The organism is Mitsuaria sp. BK037, from assembly GCF_014193045.1.
Lineage (GTDB): Bacteria > Pseudomonadota > Gammaproteobacteria > Burkholderiales > Burkholderiaceae_C > Roseateles.
Genome location: NZ_JACHYS010000001.1, coordinates 1,025,573 through 1,044,011, shown reverse-complemented (window position 1 = coordinate 1,044,011; position 18,439 = coordinate 1,025,573). Strand labels below are relative to the sequence as shown.

The following is an 18,439-nucleotide window of genomic DNA, read 5'->3' as shown; positions in this document are numbered from 1 at the left end:
GGGCGCCAGTCTAGGCAGGTTCTCGGACGGCGAGGACTCCGCTCACGGCAACCAGTCCATCGCGGCGGTGTGCCGCGGCAGGTTCAGGTGGTCGTCGTAGGTCGGGCCGACGAAGTACAGCCCGTCCGGCGGGAAGGTCGGCGCCGCCGCGTCGCGCGAGCGCGCCGCCAGCACCTCGTCCATCCACGCGGGCGGTTTCTGTCCGGCACCGACCGCGACCAGGCAGCCCATGATGTTGCGGATCATGTGATGCAGGAAGGCGATGCCGTCGAACTCGAAGCGCCAGTAGGCGCCGCGCTTCTCGATGCGGATGCCGTGCAGGATCTTCACCGGCGAGGCGGCCTGGCACTCCGACGAGCGGAAGGAGCTGAAGTCATGCTCGCCGACCAGGCGCGAGGCCGCGTCGCGCATCGCCTCGCCATCCAGCGGGCGGAAGGTCCACCCCACCCCGCCGGCCTGGATGGACGGGCGCACGTTGGACTCCAGCAGCAGGAACCAGTAGCGGCGGCCGCGCGCCCAGTTGCGCGCATGGAAGTCCTCGCCGGGAAAGGCGGCCCACTGGATCGCGATGTCGCGCGGCAGGTAGCGGTTGACGCCACGCACCCAGGAGAAGGCTTCGCGCGCCACCGGCGAGTCGAAGTGGACCACCTGGTTGAGCCCATGGACGCCGGTGTCGGTGCGGCCGGCGCAGATGGTGCGGATCGGTTGCGCGACGAACTGCGCCAGCGCCGCTTCCAGCGCGTCCTGCACCGTGCCGCCGCCGGGCTGACTCTGCCAGCCCTTGTAGGCTTCGCCGCGATAACTCACGCCCAGCGCCACGCGCATGCAGGTCTCCGAACTCGAAAGGAAGCCGCCAAAAAGAAAAGGCGCCCGGCCAGGCCGAGCGCCTTGTCGTGAACCGGCCGCAGTTTAGCGAAGCTGGTCCAGCATCTGCTGAGCGCGATCGCGCACCGGACCGGAGGCCTTGCCGACCAGCTCCTGCAGCACGTCGCGCGCGCCTTCGGTATCGCCGATCTGGCGGAACTCCTCGGCCAGCTCCAGCTGACGCTGCAGCGCCTCGTCGTCGTTCGGGTCGATGCTGTCCAGGTCGACGCCCAGGTCATCCAGGCTCATCGTGTCCGGGGTCGACCGGGTGTCCGGCAGCGCGTCCAGGGCCGGCAGGTCGATCGAGGCGATGTCCTGGGTCTCGAACGACTGGCCCGCCTTGCCAGGGCTTGCCGGCGCGTCGGACGGCAGGTCCAGGTCGATGCTCGACAGGTCGAAGTCCAGCGACGACGGATCCTGCGCGGGCGCCGGGGCCGGCGCGCCGCCCAGGTCGTCCAGGTCACCGAGGTCGAACTCCAGCTCGCGGGCATTGGACGGGGCCGGCGCCGCCGGCGGCGTGCTCAGGTCCAGATCCATGTTCATCGGCGCCTGGCTGGCGGACGACGGCAGCGCCTGCGTGGCGGCCATGGCCGGTGCCGGTGCGGGCGGCGACGCCAGGTCCAGGTCGAGGTCCAGATCCATCAGGCTGGACGGACCGCTGTCGCGCGGCGCGGCGGCCGCGGCGGCCGCTGCGGCGCGGGCGATCGCGCCGCTGCCCGGGTGCGCGAGGCCCGCGGCGGGCAGCGTGCTGGCGTTCATCGGCTCGGGGCGCTCATCGTCGCTCTCGAACATCGTCGGCGCGCCGCCGGGCTGGTACAGCGGATTCTCCGGATCGACCTGGCGGCCGAGTTCCTGCACCTTGGTCCAGTCCTCGCCCTGCCCCTTGGTCTCGGCGTAGAGCTGCACGGCCAGTTGCTCGAAGCCCTTGATGTCGCGGCGCTTGCCGTAGACCTCGAGCAGCTTCAGGCGGATGGCCAGGCGTTCGGGATTGGCGCGCAGCGCTTCCTTCAGGATTTCCTCGGCCTGCAGGTCGCGGCCGTAGGCCAGGTAGACATCGGCCTCGGCGACCGGGTCCACGTCGCCGATCGCGTCAAGCTGGCTCAGCGAGTAGCTCATCGACGACTGGCCGGTGGTCGACGCGTCACGGGTGTCGACGCGCTGGCCGCCGCTATGGCCGAAAAAAGAATCCGGCGCCAGCCGGCTCTCGGCGAAGGCGGTCTCCGAGCGGGAAGCCGCGTCGCGGCGGGCGCGCCAGCGGTTGTAGCCGATGCCGCCGGCGATCACCGCCAGTGCCGCGACCAGCGCGGGCAGGTAGTCGCCGAGCGAGTCCAGGAAGCTGGGCTCCTCCGGTTCCGCGTGCGGCGCGGGCACGGCGCGCGGCGCCGACGCGGCGACCGGACGCGAGGCCGGCGCTTCGGCCACGGCGGCCGAGGCCGGCGCGGACGCGGCGGCAGGCGCTTCCGAAGCGGGCGGCACGTTCGCGGCCACGCTCACCGGCGGCGTCACCACCGGGGCGGGTGCTGGCGCGGGAGCAGGCGCCGGAGCGGGCGCGGGGGCCGGTGCGGCGGCGGTCGCCGTCGGCGCGGACGGCTTCGCGGCGGCGGAGAGCTTCTTCAGCTCCTCGACGTTGCGCGTCAGTTCGGCGACGCGCGCCGCCGAGTCCTTCTTCTCGGTGTCCTTGGACACCTTGGCCTCGCCGCCGGTGGCGACGTTGGGCTTGCTCAAGGTCAGCTTGTCGGGCGTGGCGGAGGTCGCCGGCTTGCGGTCCTCGACGGCCGCCTGCACCGAGCCCTTGGCCTGGCGGGCGTTCTCGTCGGGCTTGAGCGTCGGCGCGGCTTCGGCCAGGCGCTGGCGGTAACCGCCGAAGTCACTGCTCTGCGCCTGGATGACGCGGCGTGCCTCCTGCGGCGTGATCGACTGGACCGACTCGCTGCCCGGCACCGACAGCACCGCGCCGGACTTCAGCCGGTTCATGTTCTGGCCGATGAAGGCGTCGGGGTTGCTGCGGTACAGGCCGACCAGCATCTGGTCCAGCGACACGCCCGCGGGCTGGGTGCGCGAGGCGATGCGCGACAGCGTGTCGCCCGGCTTGACGGTGTATTCGGATGCGTCCGTGGCCGGCGCCGGAGCGGCCGGGGCTGCGGACGGGGCCGGTGCCGGACGCGGCGTGCGCGCGGTCACGGCCGGCGCGGGCGGCTGGTTGACCGGGGTGGCCGGCGCGGAAGACACCGGCGCCTGCGTGCGCGCGGTCGCCGGCGACGGCGCCGGGGCCGAGATCACCGGCGAGGTGGTCGGTTCGGCGGGACGCGCGACGTTGTTGCTCGGCGGATCGAACAGCAGCGTGAACTCGCGGGTCAGGCGGCCGCTGGACCAGTTCAGCTCGAGGATGACGTCGACGAAGGGCTCCTGCACCGCGCGGTCGCTGGACAGGCGCAGGTAGGGGCGTCCGTCGGAGCGGCGGGCCAACTGCACCTGCGTGTTGGCCAGCACCGCGTTGTAGTCCAGGCCCGAGGCGCGATAGGACTCCGGCGGCGCGACGCGCAGCTTCAGCGAACTCGCCTCTTCAGGGCTCAGGCTGCTGACGTCGATCTCGGCGCGCAGCGTTTCGCCGAGCGCCGACTGGACCGTCAGTTTCCCCAGTCCCAGACCCCAGGCGGAGCCCGCCGCCAGTCCCAACGCGGTGACCGCGGCCACCTGGCTCAGCGCAAAACGCGCATATGCGCTCGCATGTTTTTTCAAGGCGTCCCCCAAAGCAACAAAGCGGCCCACCCGGAGGACCGCTCGTCATGACGTATTGTTGTTGTGCGACTCATGCGCCGCGCAGGCTCCCTGCCCATCCCGCGGTAGAAAATCACAACGGTGGCAAGCATATACGCATCGTTGCTGAGGTAGCTCATGAATAACATCCATGAGCCAGCCTCGATTCACAGGTGGTTACGGCCTTGTCGCTAGAAGGCAACGCGAGCGCCGTGCTCGCTTTCCCTCATCGGAGCGAAAAAAAGCGGTGGCACGCCACCGCTTCCCGACCCCTGGCTCAGCGATCCAGCAGGATCCTCAGCATCCGGCGCAGCGGCTCCGCCGCGCCCCACAGCAACTGGTCACCGATCGTGAACGCGCCGAGGTAGTCCGGGCCCATCGCCAGCTTGCGCAGGCGGCCCACCGGGATGGTCATCGTGCCGGTCACGGCCACGGGCGTCAGGTCCTTGATCGTGGCCTCGCGGGTGTTGGGGACGACCTTCACCCACTCGTTGTCGGCGGCGATCATGGCCTCGATGTCGGCCAGCGGCACATCCTTCTTCAGCTTGAAGGTCAGCGCCTGCGAGTGGCAGCGCATCGCGCCCACGCGCACGCAGAAGCCGTCGACCGGCACGGCCGGCGAGCCGAAGCCTTCGCCCTGGCCGAGGATCTTGTTGGTCTCGGCCATGCCCTTCCACTCTTCCTTGGAGGTGCCGTTGCCCAGGTCCTTGTCGATCCACGGGATCAGCGAGCCGCCCAGCGGCACGCCGAAATTGGCGGTTTCCTCGGCCGACAGCGAACGCTGCTTGGCGATGACCTGGCGGTCGATCTCGAGGATGGCGCTCTTGGGGTCGTCCAGCAGCGGACGCACGGCGGCGTTGAGCGTGCCGTACTGGGTCAGCAGCTCGCGCATGTGCTGCGCGCCGCCGCCCGAGGCCGCCTGGTAGGTCTGCGTGGACATCCACTCGACCAGGCCCGCCTTGTACAGCGCGCCCACGCCCATCAGCATGCAGCTGACGGTGCAGTTGCCGCCGATCCAGTCCTTGCCGCCCTTGGCCAGCGCGCTCTTGATCACCGGCATGTTGACCGGGTCCAGCACGATCACGGCGTTGTCGGCCATGCGCAGCGAGGACGCGGCATCGATCCAGTGGCCGTTCCAGCCCGCGGCGCGCAGCTTGGGGTAGACCTCGTTCGTGTAGTCGCCACCCTGGCAGGTGATGATGATCTCGCAGCGCTTGAGCTGCTCGATGTCGAAGGCGCTCTGCAGCGCGGTCTCGTTCTTCGCGAACGACGGGGCGGTGCCGCCGGCGTTCGAGGTGCTGAAGAACAGCGGCTCGATCAGGTCGAAATCGCGCTCCTGCGCCATGCGGTCCATCAGCACGGACCCGACCATGCCGCGCCAACCCACCAGTCCAACCAAAGTCGTCATTTGCGTTCCTTGAAGAGGCCCGGCACTGCTGGCCGGGCATGTCGCCCAAACACCGTCACAAACCCTGGGGAGCCTGCCCGGCTCGCTTCGCCGGGTTTGTGAGTGGGGGCGAGACGAACCGGAGCGGACTAGCTCTTGATGGTTTTGGTCGTGGTAATGGCGGTCGTGCCCTTGCTGGACGCAATGGCGGCGACGACGGCATCACCCATCTCGCGCGTGCTCACCTTCTGGGTGCCCTCGCTCCAGATGTCCGCGGTACGCAGACCCTGGGCCAGCACGGACTGAACCGCCGACTCGATGCGAGCGGCGGCTTCGGGCTGGTTGAGGGAGAACTTGAGCATCATGGCAGCGGACAGGATTGTAGCGAGCGGATTGGCAATCCCCTTTCCTGCTATGTCTGGCGCGCTGCCATGACTCGGTTCGTACAGGCCTTTGTTGTTCTTGTCCAACGAGGCACTGGGCAGCATGCCGATCGAGCCGGTCAGCATGGCCGCCTCGTCCGACAGGATGTCGCCGAACATGTTGCCGGTGACGACGACGTCGAACTTCTTGGGCGCCTTGACCAGCTGCATCGCGGCGTTGTCGACGTACATGTGCTCGAGCTCGACGTCCGGGTACTGCTGGTGGACCTCGGTCACGACATCCTTCCAGAACTGGAAGGTCTCCAGCACGTTGGCCTTGTCGACGGAGGTCACCTTGCGATTGCGCTTGCGCGCGGCCTGGAAGGCGACGTGGGCGATGCGCTCGATCTCGGGACGCGAGTAGCGCATCGTGTCGAAGGCTTCCTCGCTGCCGGGGAAGTGGCCATCGACGGCGGTGCGGCGGCCGCGCGGCTGACCGAAATAGATGTCGCCGGTGAGCTCGCGGATGATCAGGATATCCAGGCCCGCGACGAGTTCCGGCTTGAGGCTGGACGCATGGGTCAGCTGCTCATAGCAGATCGCCGGGCGGAAGTTGGCGAACAGGCCCAGCGCCTTGCGCAGGCCCAGGATCGCCTGCTCGGGGCGCAGCGCGCGCTCGAGCTTGTCGTACTTCCAGTCGCCGACGGCGCCGAACAGCACCGCGTCCGCAGCCTGCGCCAGCTTGAGCGTGGCCTCGGGCAGCGGATGACCGGCGGCCTCGTAGGCGGCGCCGCCGACGGGCGCGCTTTCCATCTCCAGCGGCAGGTCCAGGACCTTCAGGACCTTGACGGCCTCCGCGACGATTTCGGTGCCGATGCCATCACCGGGCAGGACTGCGATCTTCATGGGGTCCTCAGCGAGTAATTCGGTTGTTGAGCCACGGCTTGGTGGCGATGCGTTCGGCCTCGAAGGCCTTGATCTTGTCGGCGTGACGCAGCGTCAGGCCGATGTCGTCGAAGCCATTGAGCAGGCAGTACTTGCGGAACGGCTGGACGTCGAAGGGCAGTTCCTCACCATCGGGCTTGACGACGACCTGGCGCTCCAGGTCCACGGTCAGCTGATAGCCCGGGAAGGCGAAGACCTCGTCGAACAGGCGCGCGACCTGGCTCTCAGGGAGCACGATCGGCAGCACGCCGTTCTTGAAGGTGTTGTTGAAGAAGATGTCGGCGAAGCTGGGCGCGATCAGCGCGCGGAAGCCGTACTGCTGCAGCGCCCAGGGCGCGTGCTCACGGCTGGAGCCGCAGCCGAAGTTGCCGCGCGCGATCAGGATCGAGGCGCCCTGGTAGCGCGGCTGGTTCAGCACGAAGTCCGGATTGGGCTTGCGCGAGGCCGGATCCTGGCCCGGCTCGCCGTGATCGAGGTAGCGCCACTCGTCGAAGAGATTGGGGCCGAAGCCGCTGCGCTTGATCGACTTCAGGAATTGCTTGGGGATGATCGCGTCGGTGTCGACGTTCTCGCGATCCATCGGGGCCACGAGGCCCTTGTGCACGGTGAACTTGTCCATGTGTTGCTCCTGCGTCCGGGCGCTCAGGCCAAGCGTCGCACGTCGACGAAGTGACCTTCCATCGCGGCGGCCGCGGCCATCGCGGGGCTGACGAGGTGGGTGCGGCCGCCGGCGCCCTGACGACCTTCGAAGTTGCGGTTGCTGGTCGAGGCGCAGCGCTCGCCCGGCTCGAGACGGTCCGCGTTCATCGCCAGGCACATCGAGCAGCCCGGCTCGCGCCATTCGAAGCCCGCGGCCTTGAAGATCTGGTCCAGGCCTTCGGCCTCCGCCTGCGCCTTCACCAGGCCGGAGCCCGGCACCACCAGCGCCAGCTTGACGTTGCTGGCCACGCGGCCGCCCAGGCGCTTGACCACGGCCGCGGCCTCGCGCATGTCCTCGATGCGGCTGTTGGTGCAGCTGCCGATGAAGACCTTGTCGATGCGGATGTCGTTGATCGCCTTGTTGGGCTCCAGCGCCATGTACTGCAGCGCGCGCTCGATGGCGCCGCGCTTGACGGCGTCCTTCTCCTTCTCGGGATCGGGCACGCGATCCTCGATGGACAGGACCATCTCGGGCGAGGTGCCCCAGGTCACCTGCGGGCGGATCTGCGTCGCGTCCAGCTCGACGACCGCGTCGAAGGTCGCGCCTGGATCGGAGTGCAACGTGCGCCAGTACTGCACGGCCTGGTCCCATTCGACGCCGGTGGGCGTGAAGGGGCGGCCCTTGACGTACTGGATCGTGGTGTCGTCAACGGCGATCAGGCCGGCGCGGGCACCCGCCTCGATCGCCATGTTGCAGACGGTCATGCGGCCTTCCATCGACAGCGCGCGGATGGCGCTGCCGGCGAACTCGATGGTGTAGCCGGTGCCGCCAGCGGTGCCGATGCGGCCGATGATGGCCAGCACGATGTCCTTGGCGCCGACGCCGGGCATGACCTGGCCCTCGACCTTGATCAGCAGGTTCTTCGCCTTCTTGGCCAGCAGCGTCTGGGTGGCCAGCACGTGCTCGACCTCGGAGGTGCCGATGCCATGCGCCAGCGCGCCGAAGGCGCCATGGGTCGAGGTGTGGCTGTCGCCGCAGACGACGGTCATGCCGGGCAGCGTGGCGCCCTGCTCCGGGCCGATCACGTGGACGATGCCCTGGCGCTTGTCGCTCATCTTGAACTGCGTGATGCCGAAGCGGTCGCAGTTCTTGTCCAGCGTGTCGACCTGCAGCCGCGAGACCGGATCGGCGATGCCCTGGCTGCGGTCGGTGGTGGGGACGTTGTGGTCGCTGACGGCCAGGTTGGCCGACAGGCGCCAGACCTTGCGGCCGGCCAGGTCCAGGCCCTCGAAGGCCTGCGGGCTGGTGACTTCGTGGACCAGGTGGCGGTCGATGTACAGGACGGCGGTGCCGTCCTCCTCGGTGTGCACCACGTGCTCGTCCCAGAGCTTGTCGTAGAGGGTGCGTGGCGCACCAGCGTTGGCGATGTTGGCGGTCATGGGATGGCTCTCCATCACTTCAGGAATGGCGCTTCACCGGGAAGCGCCCTTGGAAACGGGGGTCGACGAGGTCGCGGGCGAGGCCGGGGTAGAGGCCGGGGTCGAGGCGGACGCTTCGCCCCGGGCCGCCGGGCACAGCGCGTCGACGAAGCGCTGCACGACGGTGGGCAGCCGCTCCTGGCGGGCCACGCCCAGCACGTAGTCGCGCTGGGCCCAGGCTTCATCGAGCGCCAGCCGGCGGACATCGAAGACCTGGGCGAAACGGCGCGCCGGAGCGTCCGGCAGCACCGCGACGCCCATGCCGGCCTCGACCAGCTGGGCGATCGCATCGAAGCCGCGCACCTGCAGCCGCGCCTTCAGCGTGCGACCGCGGGTCATGGCCTCCTGCATCATGAGTTCCTGCGCCGCGGCCCCGCTGTGCAGGCCGACGAGGTCGTGATCTAGCAGGTCGTCGAAGCTGACCGACTCGCGCCCCGCCAGCTCGTGCGCCGCCGGCACCAGCACCGCCAGCCGGCCGGTGCGGTAGGACCAGGTCTGCAGCCGGTTGTCCAGCAGCGGCGTCGTGAAGACGCCCACGTCGGCGCGGCCTTCGGCCACGGCGGCCTGGACTTCGGCGCTGGTCTGGTCCTCGAGGCTGATGCGGATCTGCGGATGGGCCTGGGAGAACGCGGCCAGGTCGGGCGGCAGCGCCTCGGCGATCGCGCCGGCGTTGGCGGCGATGCGCAGGTGGCCCTTGATGCCGCGGGCGAATTCGACGACCTCGCTCTCCAGCGCGTGCAGCGACGCATGCAGCGAGCGGATGTGGCGGACCAGCGCCCGGCAGGCCTCGGTGGGCTCGACGCCGCGGGCGCGGCGCTCGAAGAGCTGCACGCCCAGCCGGGTTTCCAGGTCGGAAATCCGCTTGCTGGCCGCGGCCAGCGCCAGATGTTCGCGCTCGGCCCCGCGGGTGATGGAGCGGGTCTGTTCGATCGCCAACACGAGGTTCAGGGTGGTGAGGTCGAGGCGCATGGTGGGGCGGCGGCTGGGTTGCACTGTAGCCTTCGCTCAGAGAGCAAGACTCTGGGCGTTCATGATAATTCCTTCGCCCGAAACGAAAGCTCAAAAATTTTCAGCCACGGCCGTTACCGTTGTTTAGCTTGTATTGGTCTGCATCAGGTCCTATGGTGGTCCTGCTTTGGTGTGGTGTCGGGCCACTTCATCGAGGCATTCCACTTCTCAATCAGGAGACTTGCATGCAATCCCGAGCCCGAACCGCTGGCGCCTGGTCGCTGGCCGCGTTGTCGACCACCGTGACCGCGCTGACCGCGATCGTCGCCCCGAGCACCGCGTTCGCCCATGGCGCGCCCGAATTCCCGATCTCGCGCCAGTACAACTGCTTCAAGAACCCCTCTTTGCCGGCCTGCCAGGCGGCGATCGCCTATGGCGGTGAACAGGCGATCTATGACTGGAACGGGGTCAACCAAGCCAACGCCAACGGCAATCACAAGGCGGTGGCGCCGGACCTGAAGATCTGCGCCGGCGGGCAGGAGAAGTTCAAGGGCTTCGACCTGGCGCGGGCGGACTGGCCCGCCACGGCCTACTCGCCGGGCGCGGATGGGAAGTACGAGTACCGCTACAACGCGACCGCGCCGCACCGCTCGCTGAACTGGACCTTCTTCCTCACGCGCGACGGCTGGAACCCGGCGACATCGCCGCTGCGCTGGTCGGACCTGGAGCAGGTGCAGCAGCTCGGCCCGGAGCAGATCGTCACCAGCGGCAAGACCATCTACACGATGAAGCTCACGCTGCCCAAGCGCACCGGCCGGCATGTGCTGTTCTCGGCCTGGCAGCGCTCGGACAGCACCGAAGCCTTCTATGCCTGCTCCGACGTCGACTTCGGCGGCGGCACGACGCCTCCGGGCACACCCTCGGACCTGAAGCAGATCGGCCAGGTGTCGGCGGCGCAGGACCTGCCGTCGGGCAGCACGGTGAAGCTGCGCGTGTTCAACGGCGCGGGCAACGACCTGGAGACGACCTCGATCACGCTGACCGCGGCGGCGACGAAATCGGCGTGGCTCGGCCAGATCGCGACGAAGGTCAACCAGAGTTCCGCCTATCTCAAGATCGGCACGCTGCAAGGCGGCGTCGTGGTCGTGCCCGGCGGCGCGACGGTGATGGACGTGTACCTGCAGAACGCCAATTCGGGCGCGAGCTACGCGATGGACGTCCTCCTGCCGACGACGCCTCCGACCACGCCGCCCGGCACGACCTGGACCGAAGGCGCGAGCTACACGGTCGGCCAGGTGGTGAGCTACCAGGGACGCTCCTACCGCTGCCTGCAGGCGCACACGGCCTACGTGGGCGCCGGCTGGACGCCGGCGAGCTCGCCCACGCTGTGGCAGGCGCTCTGATGACCGCGCGCTGAGTCCTCCCCGCGCCGGACCGAGGCCCGGCTCGGACATTCCGAGGCCCCGCCCCGGTCCGGCGCCGGGTGCCTCGGAAGGCCCGCGGGCCGAGAGTGGCTCCACCCTTTCACGTGGAGGCTCTCACCATGGCACTGCCCACCCCGGCCGACCGCCGGCCGCTCCCGTCCTCGACCCGGGCCGCCGCGGCTCATCCTGGCACCTCGACCGGCCGCGCGCCCGCAGGACCGCCCCGCGAGCGCTGGCGGCGGCCCGCCCGGCCGCCATGGCCGCGATGGGGCCTCTGGCCGCTGGCGCTGGCGATCGCCACGGCGCTGCCGCCGGCGGTCACCTACGCCTTCACGCAAAGCGGTGCCGGGGTGGTCCTGGGCAACGGCATCCCGATGGGCCATGAATGGCTGACGCGGCTGGCGGCGCTGGAGCTGACCGGCGGCGATCCCATCATGCCGACCGACCCGCAGGACCCGCGGCGCAACTGGACGCAGGGACGGGCGAAGAACCTGGACCTGAGCGGCGCGTCGACGCAGGCCGAGCTGGCCCGGCTGCGCGCCCTGCCCTATCCGGACCAGCGCTACCAGTCGACTTACCGGTTCGTCTTCGACGCCATCCTGGGCGAGCGCTGGGTGGACCTGGGCGGCACCAATGTCGCCAAGGGTCATCTGGACCAGTTCAACTGCTTCGACGCGGTGGCGCAGGAGCCGCCGGACGTCCAGTACGACCACTTCATGCGCCGCTACGACGACCGCAACGGCGACGGCGGCGTGAATGCCGCGCAGCAGTCGCGCCAGCGCTTCGTGCGGTACTTCGTGGCGGCCGCGATGGCGCCGCGCGCGCAGATGCGGACCTGGGACGGCGGCGCCTACAGCACGTCCTACACCGTGGACCGCAACTACTACCTGATGGGCCGGGCGGCGCACCTGCTGCAGGACTCCTTCAGCACCGAGCACACGGTCCGCGACCCTGGCTCCAACCTGGAGCGCCTGCTGCAGGTCAAGAGCTACCTGTGCGCGGCCGGCTCCGAACAGCACACCCATGACAACGGGCAGTTGCTGACCTACGCGAGCGGCGACGTCATCTGGCGTCCCGGCACGCAGCTGCAAGGCGGCTGGTCCGGCTACAAGCCCAGCAACATGAAGGTGCCGGCGCTGGTCGCGCTGGAGGCCAGCAAGGACCTGTGGGCCGCCTTCATCCGCACGATGGGCACGCCCTACGGCCAGCGCGAGGCCAAGGCGAATGAGGAGGCCGAGGCGATCGCCAGGAACTGGATGAGCTTCGACGACCAGGCGATGCAGGCCTGGTACGACGAGCCGGCCCACCGCGACGCCACCTACGTGCTGGCGCAGAACCAGCGCGGACCTGGCCGCAGCGTGGCGGACTGCATGCGCGGCCTGGGCGAGCCCTCCGGCGACCAGATGGTGCGCGTGCGCGAGCTCGAGGAGGCCCGCAGGCAATGCCTGTTCAACATCGAGGCGCAGGACGGCTATGGCGACCTGGCCGATCCACAGCTGCGCCTGCCCTTCTATTGGCGGTGGAAGGACCAGAGCTGGCTGCCGGCGCCTGAGAACTGGCAGCCGCCCATCCCCGCGGCGGACAGCGGGAACCGGGTGCGCCTGCGCAGCCTGGCCAACCAGCAGACGATGACGGCGCCCGACGGACTGGTCGACAACGCCTGGCTCTACAACCGGGCCGGGACGCCGGTGGAGTTCGTCCAGGTGTCCGGCGCCGGGGGCGCCTCCTGGTTCCGGGCGGCGGACCAGAGCGACCTGTTCCTGAGCTATCGCGCCGCGACCGGCGCGGTGAAGCTGTACGCGTCGCCGGCCGAGGCCTCGTTCAGCGTGGCCCCGGCGCGAGCCGGCATGGGGCTGCGCAACCTCTACTGGAACCAGTATCTGTGGCTGTCCGGCGAGTCGCCCTACCTCACCCGCAGCGGCGATCCCAACCAGCCCAGTGGACAGTGGTCGCTGGACCCGTCGCCGCCACGCTGAGCGGCCGGCGCAGGCGCTTCAGTCGAGGAGGCCCAGCATGGACTTGCCCACCGCCTCCGCCACCTCGATGCCGTCCACGCCGGCGGACATGATGCCGCCGGCGTAACCGGCGCCCTCGCCAGCCGGGAACAGGCCGCGCACGTTCAGGCTCTGGTAGTCCTTGCCGCGCGTGATGCGCAGCGGCGAGGACGTGCGCGTCTCCACGCCGGTCAGCACCGCGTCGTTCATCGAGAAGCCGCGGATCTGGCGCTCGAAGGCGGGCAGTGCCTCGCGGATCGCGTCGAGCGCGTACTCGGGCAGGCTGCCGAAGCCCTTCTGCTGCAGGTCGGTCATCGTGACGCCCGGCTTGTAGCTGGGCTCGACACCGCCCAGCGCGGTGCTGCGCTGGCGCTTGATGAAGTCGCCGACCAGGCCGGCCGGCGCCCTGTAGCCGCCCTCGCCCAGTTCGTAGGCGCGCGACTCCCAATAACGCTGGAACGCGAAGCCATCCAGCGGATTGACGGTGCTGCCGTCCTTCTTGCCGTCCTGGCGGTAGTCCTCGGGCGAGATGCCGACGACGATGCCGGCATTGGCATTGCGCTCGGCGCGGGAGTACTGGCTCATGCCGTTGGTGACGACGCGGTCCGGCTCCGAGGTCGCCGCCACCACCGTGCCGCCCGGGCACATGCAGAAGCTATAGACCGAGCGGCCGTTCTTCGCGTGATGGACCAGCTTGTAGTCCGCGGCGCCCAGGAGGGGATGGCCGGCGTTGGGGCCGAAGCGCGCCTTGTCGATGATCGACTGCGGATGCTCGATGCGGTAGCCGATCGAGAACGGCTTGGCCTCCATGTAGACGCCGCGGGCGTGCAGCATCGTGAAGGTGTCGCGCGCGCTGTGGCCGAGGGCGACGACGACATGGTCGGCGCGAATCTGCTCGCCCGAGGCCAGCGTCACGCCGCGCACCTGGCGCTGGCCATCGGCGCCGGGCTCGATCAGCAGGTCGGTGACCTTCTGCTGGAAGCGGATCTCGCCGCCCAGGCGCTCGATCTCGGCCCGGATCTTGATGACCATGCTCACCAGGCGGAAGGTGCCGATGTGCGGCTTGCTGACGTAGAGGATCTCTTCGGGCGCGCCGGCCTTGACGAACTCCGTCAGCACCTTGCGGGTGAGGAAGCGCGGGTCGGAGATCTGGCTGTAGAGCTTGCCGTCGGAAAAGGTGCCGGCGCCGCCTTCGCCGAACTGGACGTTCGATTCCGGGTCCAGGACGCTCTCGCGCCACAGGCCCCAGGTGTCCTTGGTGCGTTCGCGGACCTGCTTGCCGCGCTCCAGCACGATCGGCCGCAGGCCCATCTGGGCCAGGATCAGCGCGACGAAGATGCCGCAGGGGCCGAAGCCGATGACCACCGGACGCGGCCGCTCGCCGGCGTGGAAGTCGGCCGGCGCATGGCCGACGAACTGGTAGCGGGTGTCCGGCGACGGCTTGATGTGGGCGTCGCCGCCGTGGCGCTGCAGCAGCGCGGCCTCGGCGGCGGCGTCGCCGACCTCGCAGTCGACGGAATAGATCAGGACCATCGCGGTCTTCTTGCGCGCGTCATAGCTGCGCTTGAAGACGGTGAAGGCGCTGAGTTGCGCGTCGGGGATGCCGAGCCGCTGCAGGACGGCGGCGCGCAGCGCCTCCTCGGGGTGGTCGAGGGGCAGGCGGAGTTCGTTGATGCGGATCATGGCGATTGATCGGGCAGCAGGGCGAGGTCGCGGCGGGCGGCCGGACGTCGCAGAAAACAAAACAGGCCCCGCCGGGAGGCATGGGCCTGTTGTCGAGTCGCTGGGGTCTTGCTCCCCGCGACCTCAACCCGAGTGCGGACGCTTGCCCGGGTTCTTCTTCGAGCGGGTGTGCGAGCCGCGCTCGAGGCTGCTCTTCTGGCCGCGGTGCGTGGTGACGGTCACGCCCTTGGGCGCGGCGGGACGGGGGGAAGCCTTGCGGTCGGCTTCGGTGACGATCTTGTTGCCCATGTTGGCTCCGGTAATGAACGAGAGACACCTGCCCGAAGTCACAGACTCGCCGGCCTCGGGCCCGAGCGGGCGACCGGTTGCCTTGAGCAGCGTCGGAAATACGGTGAAGGGCGGGAGTTTACACGCGTCGCGCGCGGCTCGGCGCGGCGGCGCGGGTGCCCGGCTCAATCCAGCCCGTGACCGCCGGCATCCAGGGCGGGCGGGCGCAGCAGGTCGGCGTCCACGCCCATGACCTCGCTGGCGCGCTCGACCGCCTGCCAGAGCGCGGCGGGCATCGCCAGGATGTCCTCCGGCGTGTCGGAGCGGGCGATCCAGGCATCGATTTCCTGGTGCTGTTCCCGCGTGATCAGGTCGAGGTTCAACATCTCGTCGATGGTCTTCACGGCGGCCTCCTTCAGTCGTGCGGGTCTCAACGGCGAGTCGCTCGCGCCAGGGTACCAGCCTCCCGCGACGCCCAAGCGGCAGTCGATCACGCATATCGCCCTGTCCATGCGCGTCCGTGCGCCGATCCCGCCAGGTCCACCGCCGTGCCGGGTCCGCCGATTGCCCGTGTTCCGACCCGCGAACGGAAAGTCGAAGGGATACGGCCATGAAACACCTCCGCATCGCCCTCATCACGGCGTCGGTGACCGTCGTCGCCGCGGCGGCCATCGCCCAGACGCAGGAACCGCCGCCCTCCTCGGCCGCGAGCCGCAAGCAGTCCGGCGTCGTGGGCCCACCGCTGGACGCGGCGCAGATCCAGCAACCGGCGGCGTCGACAGCCACGCCCGCTCCCACGCCCGCCCCTGCGGTCGCGCCGGCTCCTGTGGCTCCTCCGCCCCCCGTCGACACGCCCGAGCCCCGGCCGGAGGCCGCGGCCCCGTCCCGTGCCGAGCGCCCGACCGCCCCCTCTAGCCGCCGGGCCAGCGGCCGCGTCACCGAGGCCGCCGAGCCCGCCGGCGCGCTGCCGATACGGCCCGACCGGAACTGACCGGCCGGCGCGTCGCCCTCGACGCCCCGCACCTCGCCACACCTAACCGCATCCGCCGTCTCCCCGCCTCCACCCGACGCATGAAGCCAGCCGCGCCCTCCCCCGATTCGCAAGCTCCCGCGCCCCCCACCCCTCCACGGGACCCTCGGCCCTCCGACGAGGACGCCGTCCCGCTGCTGCTGCGCGGCTTCTCGGTGGTGCATGCCGCGCTGGCGCTGCTGTTCACCGTCATGGCCTTGCTGCTGCTGGCCATCGCGGCCAAGGAAACCTGGATGGCGCTGCACCTGGACTGGAACGACGAGGCCGCGCAGCTGGTGATCGAGGCGATGGGCGTGCTGGCGGCCGCCGTGGTGGCGCTGCAGATCGCGCAGACGATCACCGAGGAAGAGGTGATCCGCAGCGCCCACATCAGCGCGCCCACGCGGGTGCGGCGTTTCCTGTCGCGCTTCATGGTGGTGATCGTGGTCGCGCTCGCGATCGAGGCGCTGGTGGCGACCTTCCGCTCGGCGCATTCGGACTCGACGCTGCTGCTGCACGCGGCGGCGATGGTGCTGGCGGTGGGTGCGCTGCTGACGGGCTGGGGGCTGTTCATCCGCCTGAACCGCGCCGCCGAGGAACTCGAGCCCGAGGCGATGCAGGAAGCCAAGCGGGAGGATCACAAGCTCAAGTGAGCGGGTCGCCCACCGGGCCGCCTGCCCCGCCGCCCCGAGGCCCAGTTGCTCAATCGTTCTCGAACGGCATCGTGTCCAGGAAGTCCTGCGCCTCGACCTTGCGGGCGACCAGGCGCGCGCAGCCCTTGAGCCGGGAGAGGTCCTCGGTCTGCAGGCCCGGGTTCGGGTGCGCGCTGAAGCAGCACACGGTGCCGAAGATGCGGCCGTCGGACAGCACGACCGGCGCGCTCAGGTGGGCGCCGATCGGGATCGGCGTCGGGGGCAGCTGCAGCGCCTCGGCCAGCGCCGACGCGTTCGTCATCAGCTGCGGCGCGCGTCCCTCGACGATGCGCTGGCAGTAGCTCTGCTCCAGCGGCGCCGAATCGCCCACCTGCACGCCGATCTCGGACTCGCCGTCGACGAAGCGGAACACCCGTTCGCCCTCCAGGAACTCGGACACGAACACCACGTCCATGCCCAGTTGCTCGCGCAGGCCGCGCAGCACCTGGGTGATGCGCGCGTCGAGCTCCGGATCGAAGCCGTCCGAGGTGGCGGCGAGCAGCTCGGAGATGGCGACATCGAGGGACTGGGCGGTGAACGGACGGTCGTACATCGGGGCGAAGGGTTGGAAGGAGGACGGCGGAGACAGGCGGTCGATGCTACTCATCCACCGCGCGGCGTCCCCGTGGCGCCAAGGCGCGCAGGTTACCGCGTGTAGCAGGACCTCGCGGCCTCAGGTGCCGCGCGTCAGGCGATAGAGCCCCACGTCGACGCGTCCGGCCAGGAATCCCGCCTCGCAGTAGCTCAGGTAGTAGGTCCACAGCCGCTGGAACGGCAGGTCGAAGCCCTGCGCCTCGATCGCCGGCCACTCGGCCAGGAAGCGCCGGCGCCATTCCGCCAGCGTCCTCGCGTAATCGCGGCCGAAGCGGGCCTCGGTGTGGAAATCCAGCCCGGCGCGCGCCGCCTCCCGGGCCATGCGCTCGGGCGTGGGCAGCATGCCGCCGGGGAAGATGCAGCGCTGGATGAAGTCCGGACTGGCGCGGTAGCGCTCGAAGTGCGCCTCGTCGATCGTGATGGCCTGCAGCACCGCCCGGCCGCCCGGCTTCAGCCGGTCCCGCAGGGTGGCGAAGTAGGTCGGCCAGTAGGCCTCGCCGACCGCCTCGATCATCTCGATGGAGACGATGCGATCGAAGCGCCCCTCGATGTCGCGGTAATCCTGCAGGCGCAGGTCGACCTGCGCGGCGACGCCCCATTCGTCCGCGCGCTGCTGCGCGAAGGCGAGCTGCTCGGTCGACAAGGTCACGCCGACGACCTCCACGCCGCAGCGCCGGGCGAGCGTCGCCGCCAGCGTGCCCCAGCCGCAACCGATCTCGAGCACCCGCTGGCCCGCGCGCAGGTCCAGCAGCTCGACGATGCGGTCGAGCCGCCGCGCCTGCGCGGCCTCCAGCGAGGCGTCGGCCGGCGTCGCGGCCCCATCTGCGCAAGACACGTCCCCCGCAGCGGTCTCTTCACCGCCGTACATCGCGCTCGAGTAGAGCATCGAGTCGTCCAGCCACTTCGCGTAGAACCGGTTGCCCAGGTCGTAATGGGCGGCGATGTTGTGGCGGCTGCCGCGCCGCGTATTCGCATTGGCGCGATGGCGCCACCGCGAGAGCCAGCGCGCCGGGCCGCGCGTCGCGGTCACGCCGCCCAGCGCTGCCTCGTTGGCGACGCCGAACATCAGCAGCGCCGTCAGGTCGGGCGAGCTCCAGTCGTCGTCGCGGTAGGAGAACGCCAGCCCGAGGTCGCCCTCCATCAGCAGGCGCAGCACCGGCCGCCACCGATGCAGGCGGAGTTCCGCGCGCGGTCCCGGCGCGGGGCCGGTGACCTCGAGCCGTCGGCCATCGGGCCAGGTCAGCGTCAGGCGGCCATGCCGGACTCGCGCCAGCCACCGCCGCAGCGGCGCCTGCCACGCCGGGAGCGGATCGCCCGCCAGCGTGGCCGCCGACGACGGCACGTCGCGAGGCGCGGTCAGGATCGAACTGGTGTCGTGATGCATGAGGGTCTCGT

16 protein-coding genes are annotated in these 18,439 nt (G+C 70.0%); 4 read left to right on the top strand and 12 right to left on the bottom strand.

The window, feature by feature from the left end:
• Positions 1-42 precede the first annotated feature (42 nt).
• From truA to FHT37_RS04520, 7 genes are all read right to left on the bottom strand, one after another.
• The gene (gene truA, locus FHT37_RS04550) at positions 43-825 is read right to left on the bottom strand and encodes a tRNA pseudouridine(38-40) synthase TruA (protein WP_091724318.1); all 783 of its coding nucleotides are present in this window, start codon (positions 823-825) and stop codon (positions 43-45) included.
• An 84-nt stretch (positions 826-909) separates the two neighbouring features.
• Positions 910-3,603, bottom strand: a complete 2,694-nt coding sequence (locus FHT37_RS04545; RefSeq protein ID WP_255489484.1) for a FimV/HubP family polar landmark protein — start codon at positions 3,601-3,603, stop codon at positions 910-912.
• A 295-nt stretch (positions 3,604-3,898) separates the two neighbouring features.
• Positions 3,899-5,029: an aspartate-semialdehyde dehydrogenase gene (gene asd / locus FHT37_RS04540; RefSeq protein WP_183479108.1), complete on the bottom strand. Its 1,131-nt coding sequence runs from the start codon at positions 5,027-5,029 to the stop codon at positions 3,899-3,901.
• A gap of 128 nt (positions 5,030-5,157) precedes the next feature.
• Positions 5,158-6,276, bottom strand: a complete 1,119-nt coding sequence (leuB, locus tag FHT37_RS04535) for a 3-isopropylmalate dehydrogenase (RefSeq protein WP_183479106.1) — start codon at positions 6,274-6,276, stop codon at positions 5,158-5,160.
• Positions 6,277-6,283: 7 nt separating this feature from the next.
• Positions 6,284-6,934, bottom strand: a complete 651-nt coding sequence (leuD, locus tag FHT37_RS04530; protein WP_183479104.1) for a 3-isopropylmalate dehydratase small subunit — start codon at positions 6,932-6,934, stop codon at positions 6,284-6,286.
• Positions 6,935-6,957: 23 nt separating this feature from the next.
• A complete protein-coding gene (gene leuC, locus FHT37_RS04525; RefSeq protein WP_147241613.1) occupies positions 6,958-8,394 on the bottom strand; it encodes a 3-isopropylmalate dehydratase large subunit in 1,437 nt (478 codons plus the stop codon).
• Positions 8,395-8,427: 33 nt separating this feature from the next.
• Entirely contained in the window at positions 8,428-9,402 is a 975-nt protein-coding gene (locus FHT37_RS04520) for a LysR family transcriptional regulator (protein WP_091724312.1), read from the bottom strand.
• Between the two features lie 224 nt (positions 9,403-9,626).
• Here FHT37_RS04520 and FHT37_RS04515 point away from each other — a divergent pair, with 224 nt between their 5' ends.
• On the top strand, positions 9,627-10,784 hold the full coding sequence (locus tag FHT37_RS04515; RefSeq protein ID WP_183479102.1) for a lytic polysaccharide monooxygenase: 1,158 nt from the start codon (positions 9,627-9,629) through the stop codon (positions 10,782-10,784).
• A 140-nt stretch (positions 10,785-10,924) separates the two neighbouring features.
• Complete coding sequence (locus FHT37_RS04510; protein WP_183479100.1) at positions 10,925-12,781, top strand: hemolysin D; 1,857 nt, start codon at positions 10,925-10,927, stop codon at positions 12,779-12,781.
• 18 nt (positions 12,782-12,799) lie between these two features.
• Here the strand turns inward: FHT37_RS04510 and FHT37_RS04505 are convergent, their stop codons facing one another.
• The 3 genes from FHT37_RS04505 to FHT37_RS04495 all read right to left on the bottom strand — a co-directional run bounded on the left by FHT37_RS04505 (position 12,800) and on the right by FHT37_RS04495 (position 15,153).
• Positions 12,800-14,482, bottom strand: coding sequence for an NAD(P)/FAD-dependent oxidoreductase (locus FHT37_RS04505; protein WP_183479098.1), 1,683 nt, complete (start codon positions 14,480-14,482; stop codon positions 12,800-12,802).
• Between the two features lie 123 nt (positions 14,483-14,605).
• Complete coding sequence (locus FHT37_RS04500; protein WP_175538227.1) at positions 14,606-14,770, bottom strand: hypothetical protein; 165 nt, start codon at positions 14,768-14,770, stop codon at positions 14,606-14,608.
• 164 nt (positions 14,771-14,934) lie between these two features.
• Positions 14,935-15,153 (bottom strand): hypothetical protein, encoded by a 219-nt coding sequence (locus FHT37_RS04495; protein ID WP_091724308.1) that lies wholly within the window; start codon positions 15,151-15,153, stop codon positions 14,935-14,937.
• Between the two features lie 206 nt (positions 15,154-15,359).
• Between FHT37_RS04495 and FHT37_RS04490 the strand changes: the two genes are divergently transcribed.
• Together FHT37_RS04490 and FHT37_RS04485 are read left to right on the top strand one after the other, a co-directional pair.
• A complete protein-coding gene (locus FHT37_RS04490) occupies positions 15,360-15,740 on the top strand; it encodes a hypothetical protein (RefSeq protein WP_091724307.1) in 381 nt (126 codons plus the stop codon).
• Positions 15,741-15,970: 230 nt separating this feature from the next.
• Positions 15,971-16,411: a hypothetical protein gene (locus FHT37_RS04485; protein WP_254783400.1), complete on the top strand. Its 441-nt coding sequence runs from the start codon at positions 15,971-15,973 to the stop codon at positions 16,409-16,411.
• Between the two features lie 49 nt (positions 16,412-16,460).
• On the opposite strand, the gene FHT37_RS04480 is transcribed toward FHT37_RS04485, so the two are convergent.
• Positions 16,461-17,003, bottom strand: a complete 543-nt coding sequence (locus FHT37_RS04480) for a GAF domain-containing protein (protein ID WP_183479095.1) — start codon at positions 17,001-17,003, stop codon at positions 16,461-16,463.
• 120 nt (positions 17,004-17,123) lie between these two features.
• A complete protein-coding gene (locus FHT37_RS04475) occupies positions 17,124-18,428 on the bottom strand; it encodes a cyclopropane-fatty-acyl-phospholipid synthase family protein (RefSeq protein ID WP_183479093.1) in 1,305 nt (434 codons plus the stop codon).
• Positions 18,429-18,439: the final 11 nt, after the last annotated feature.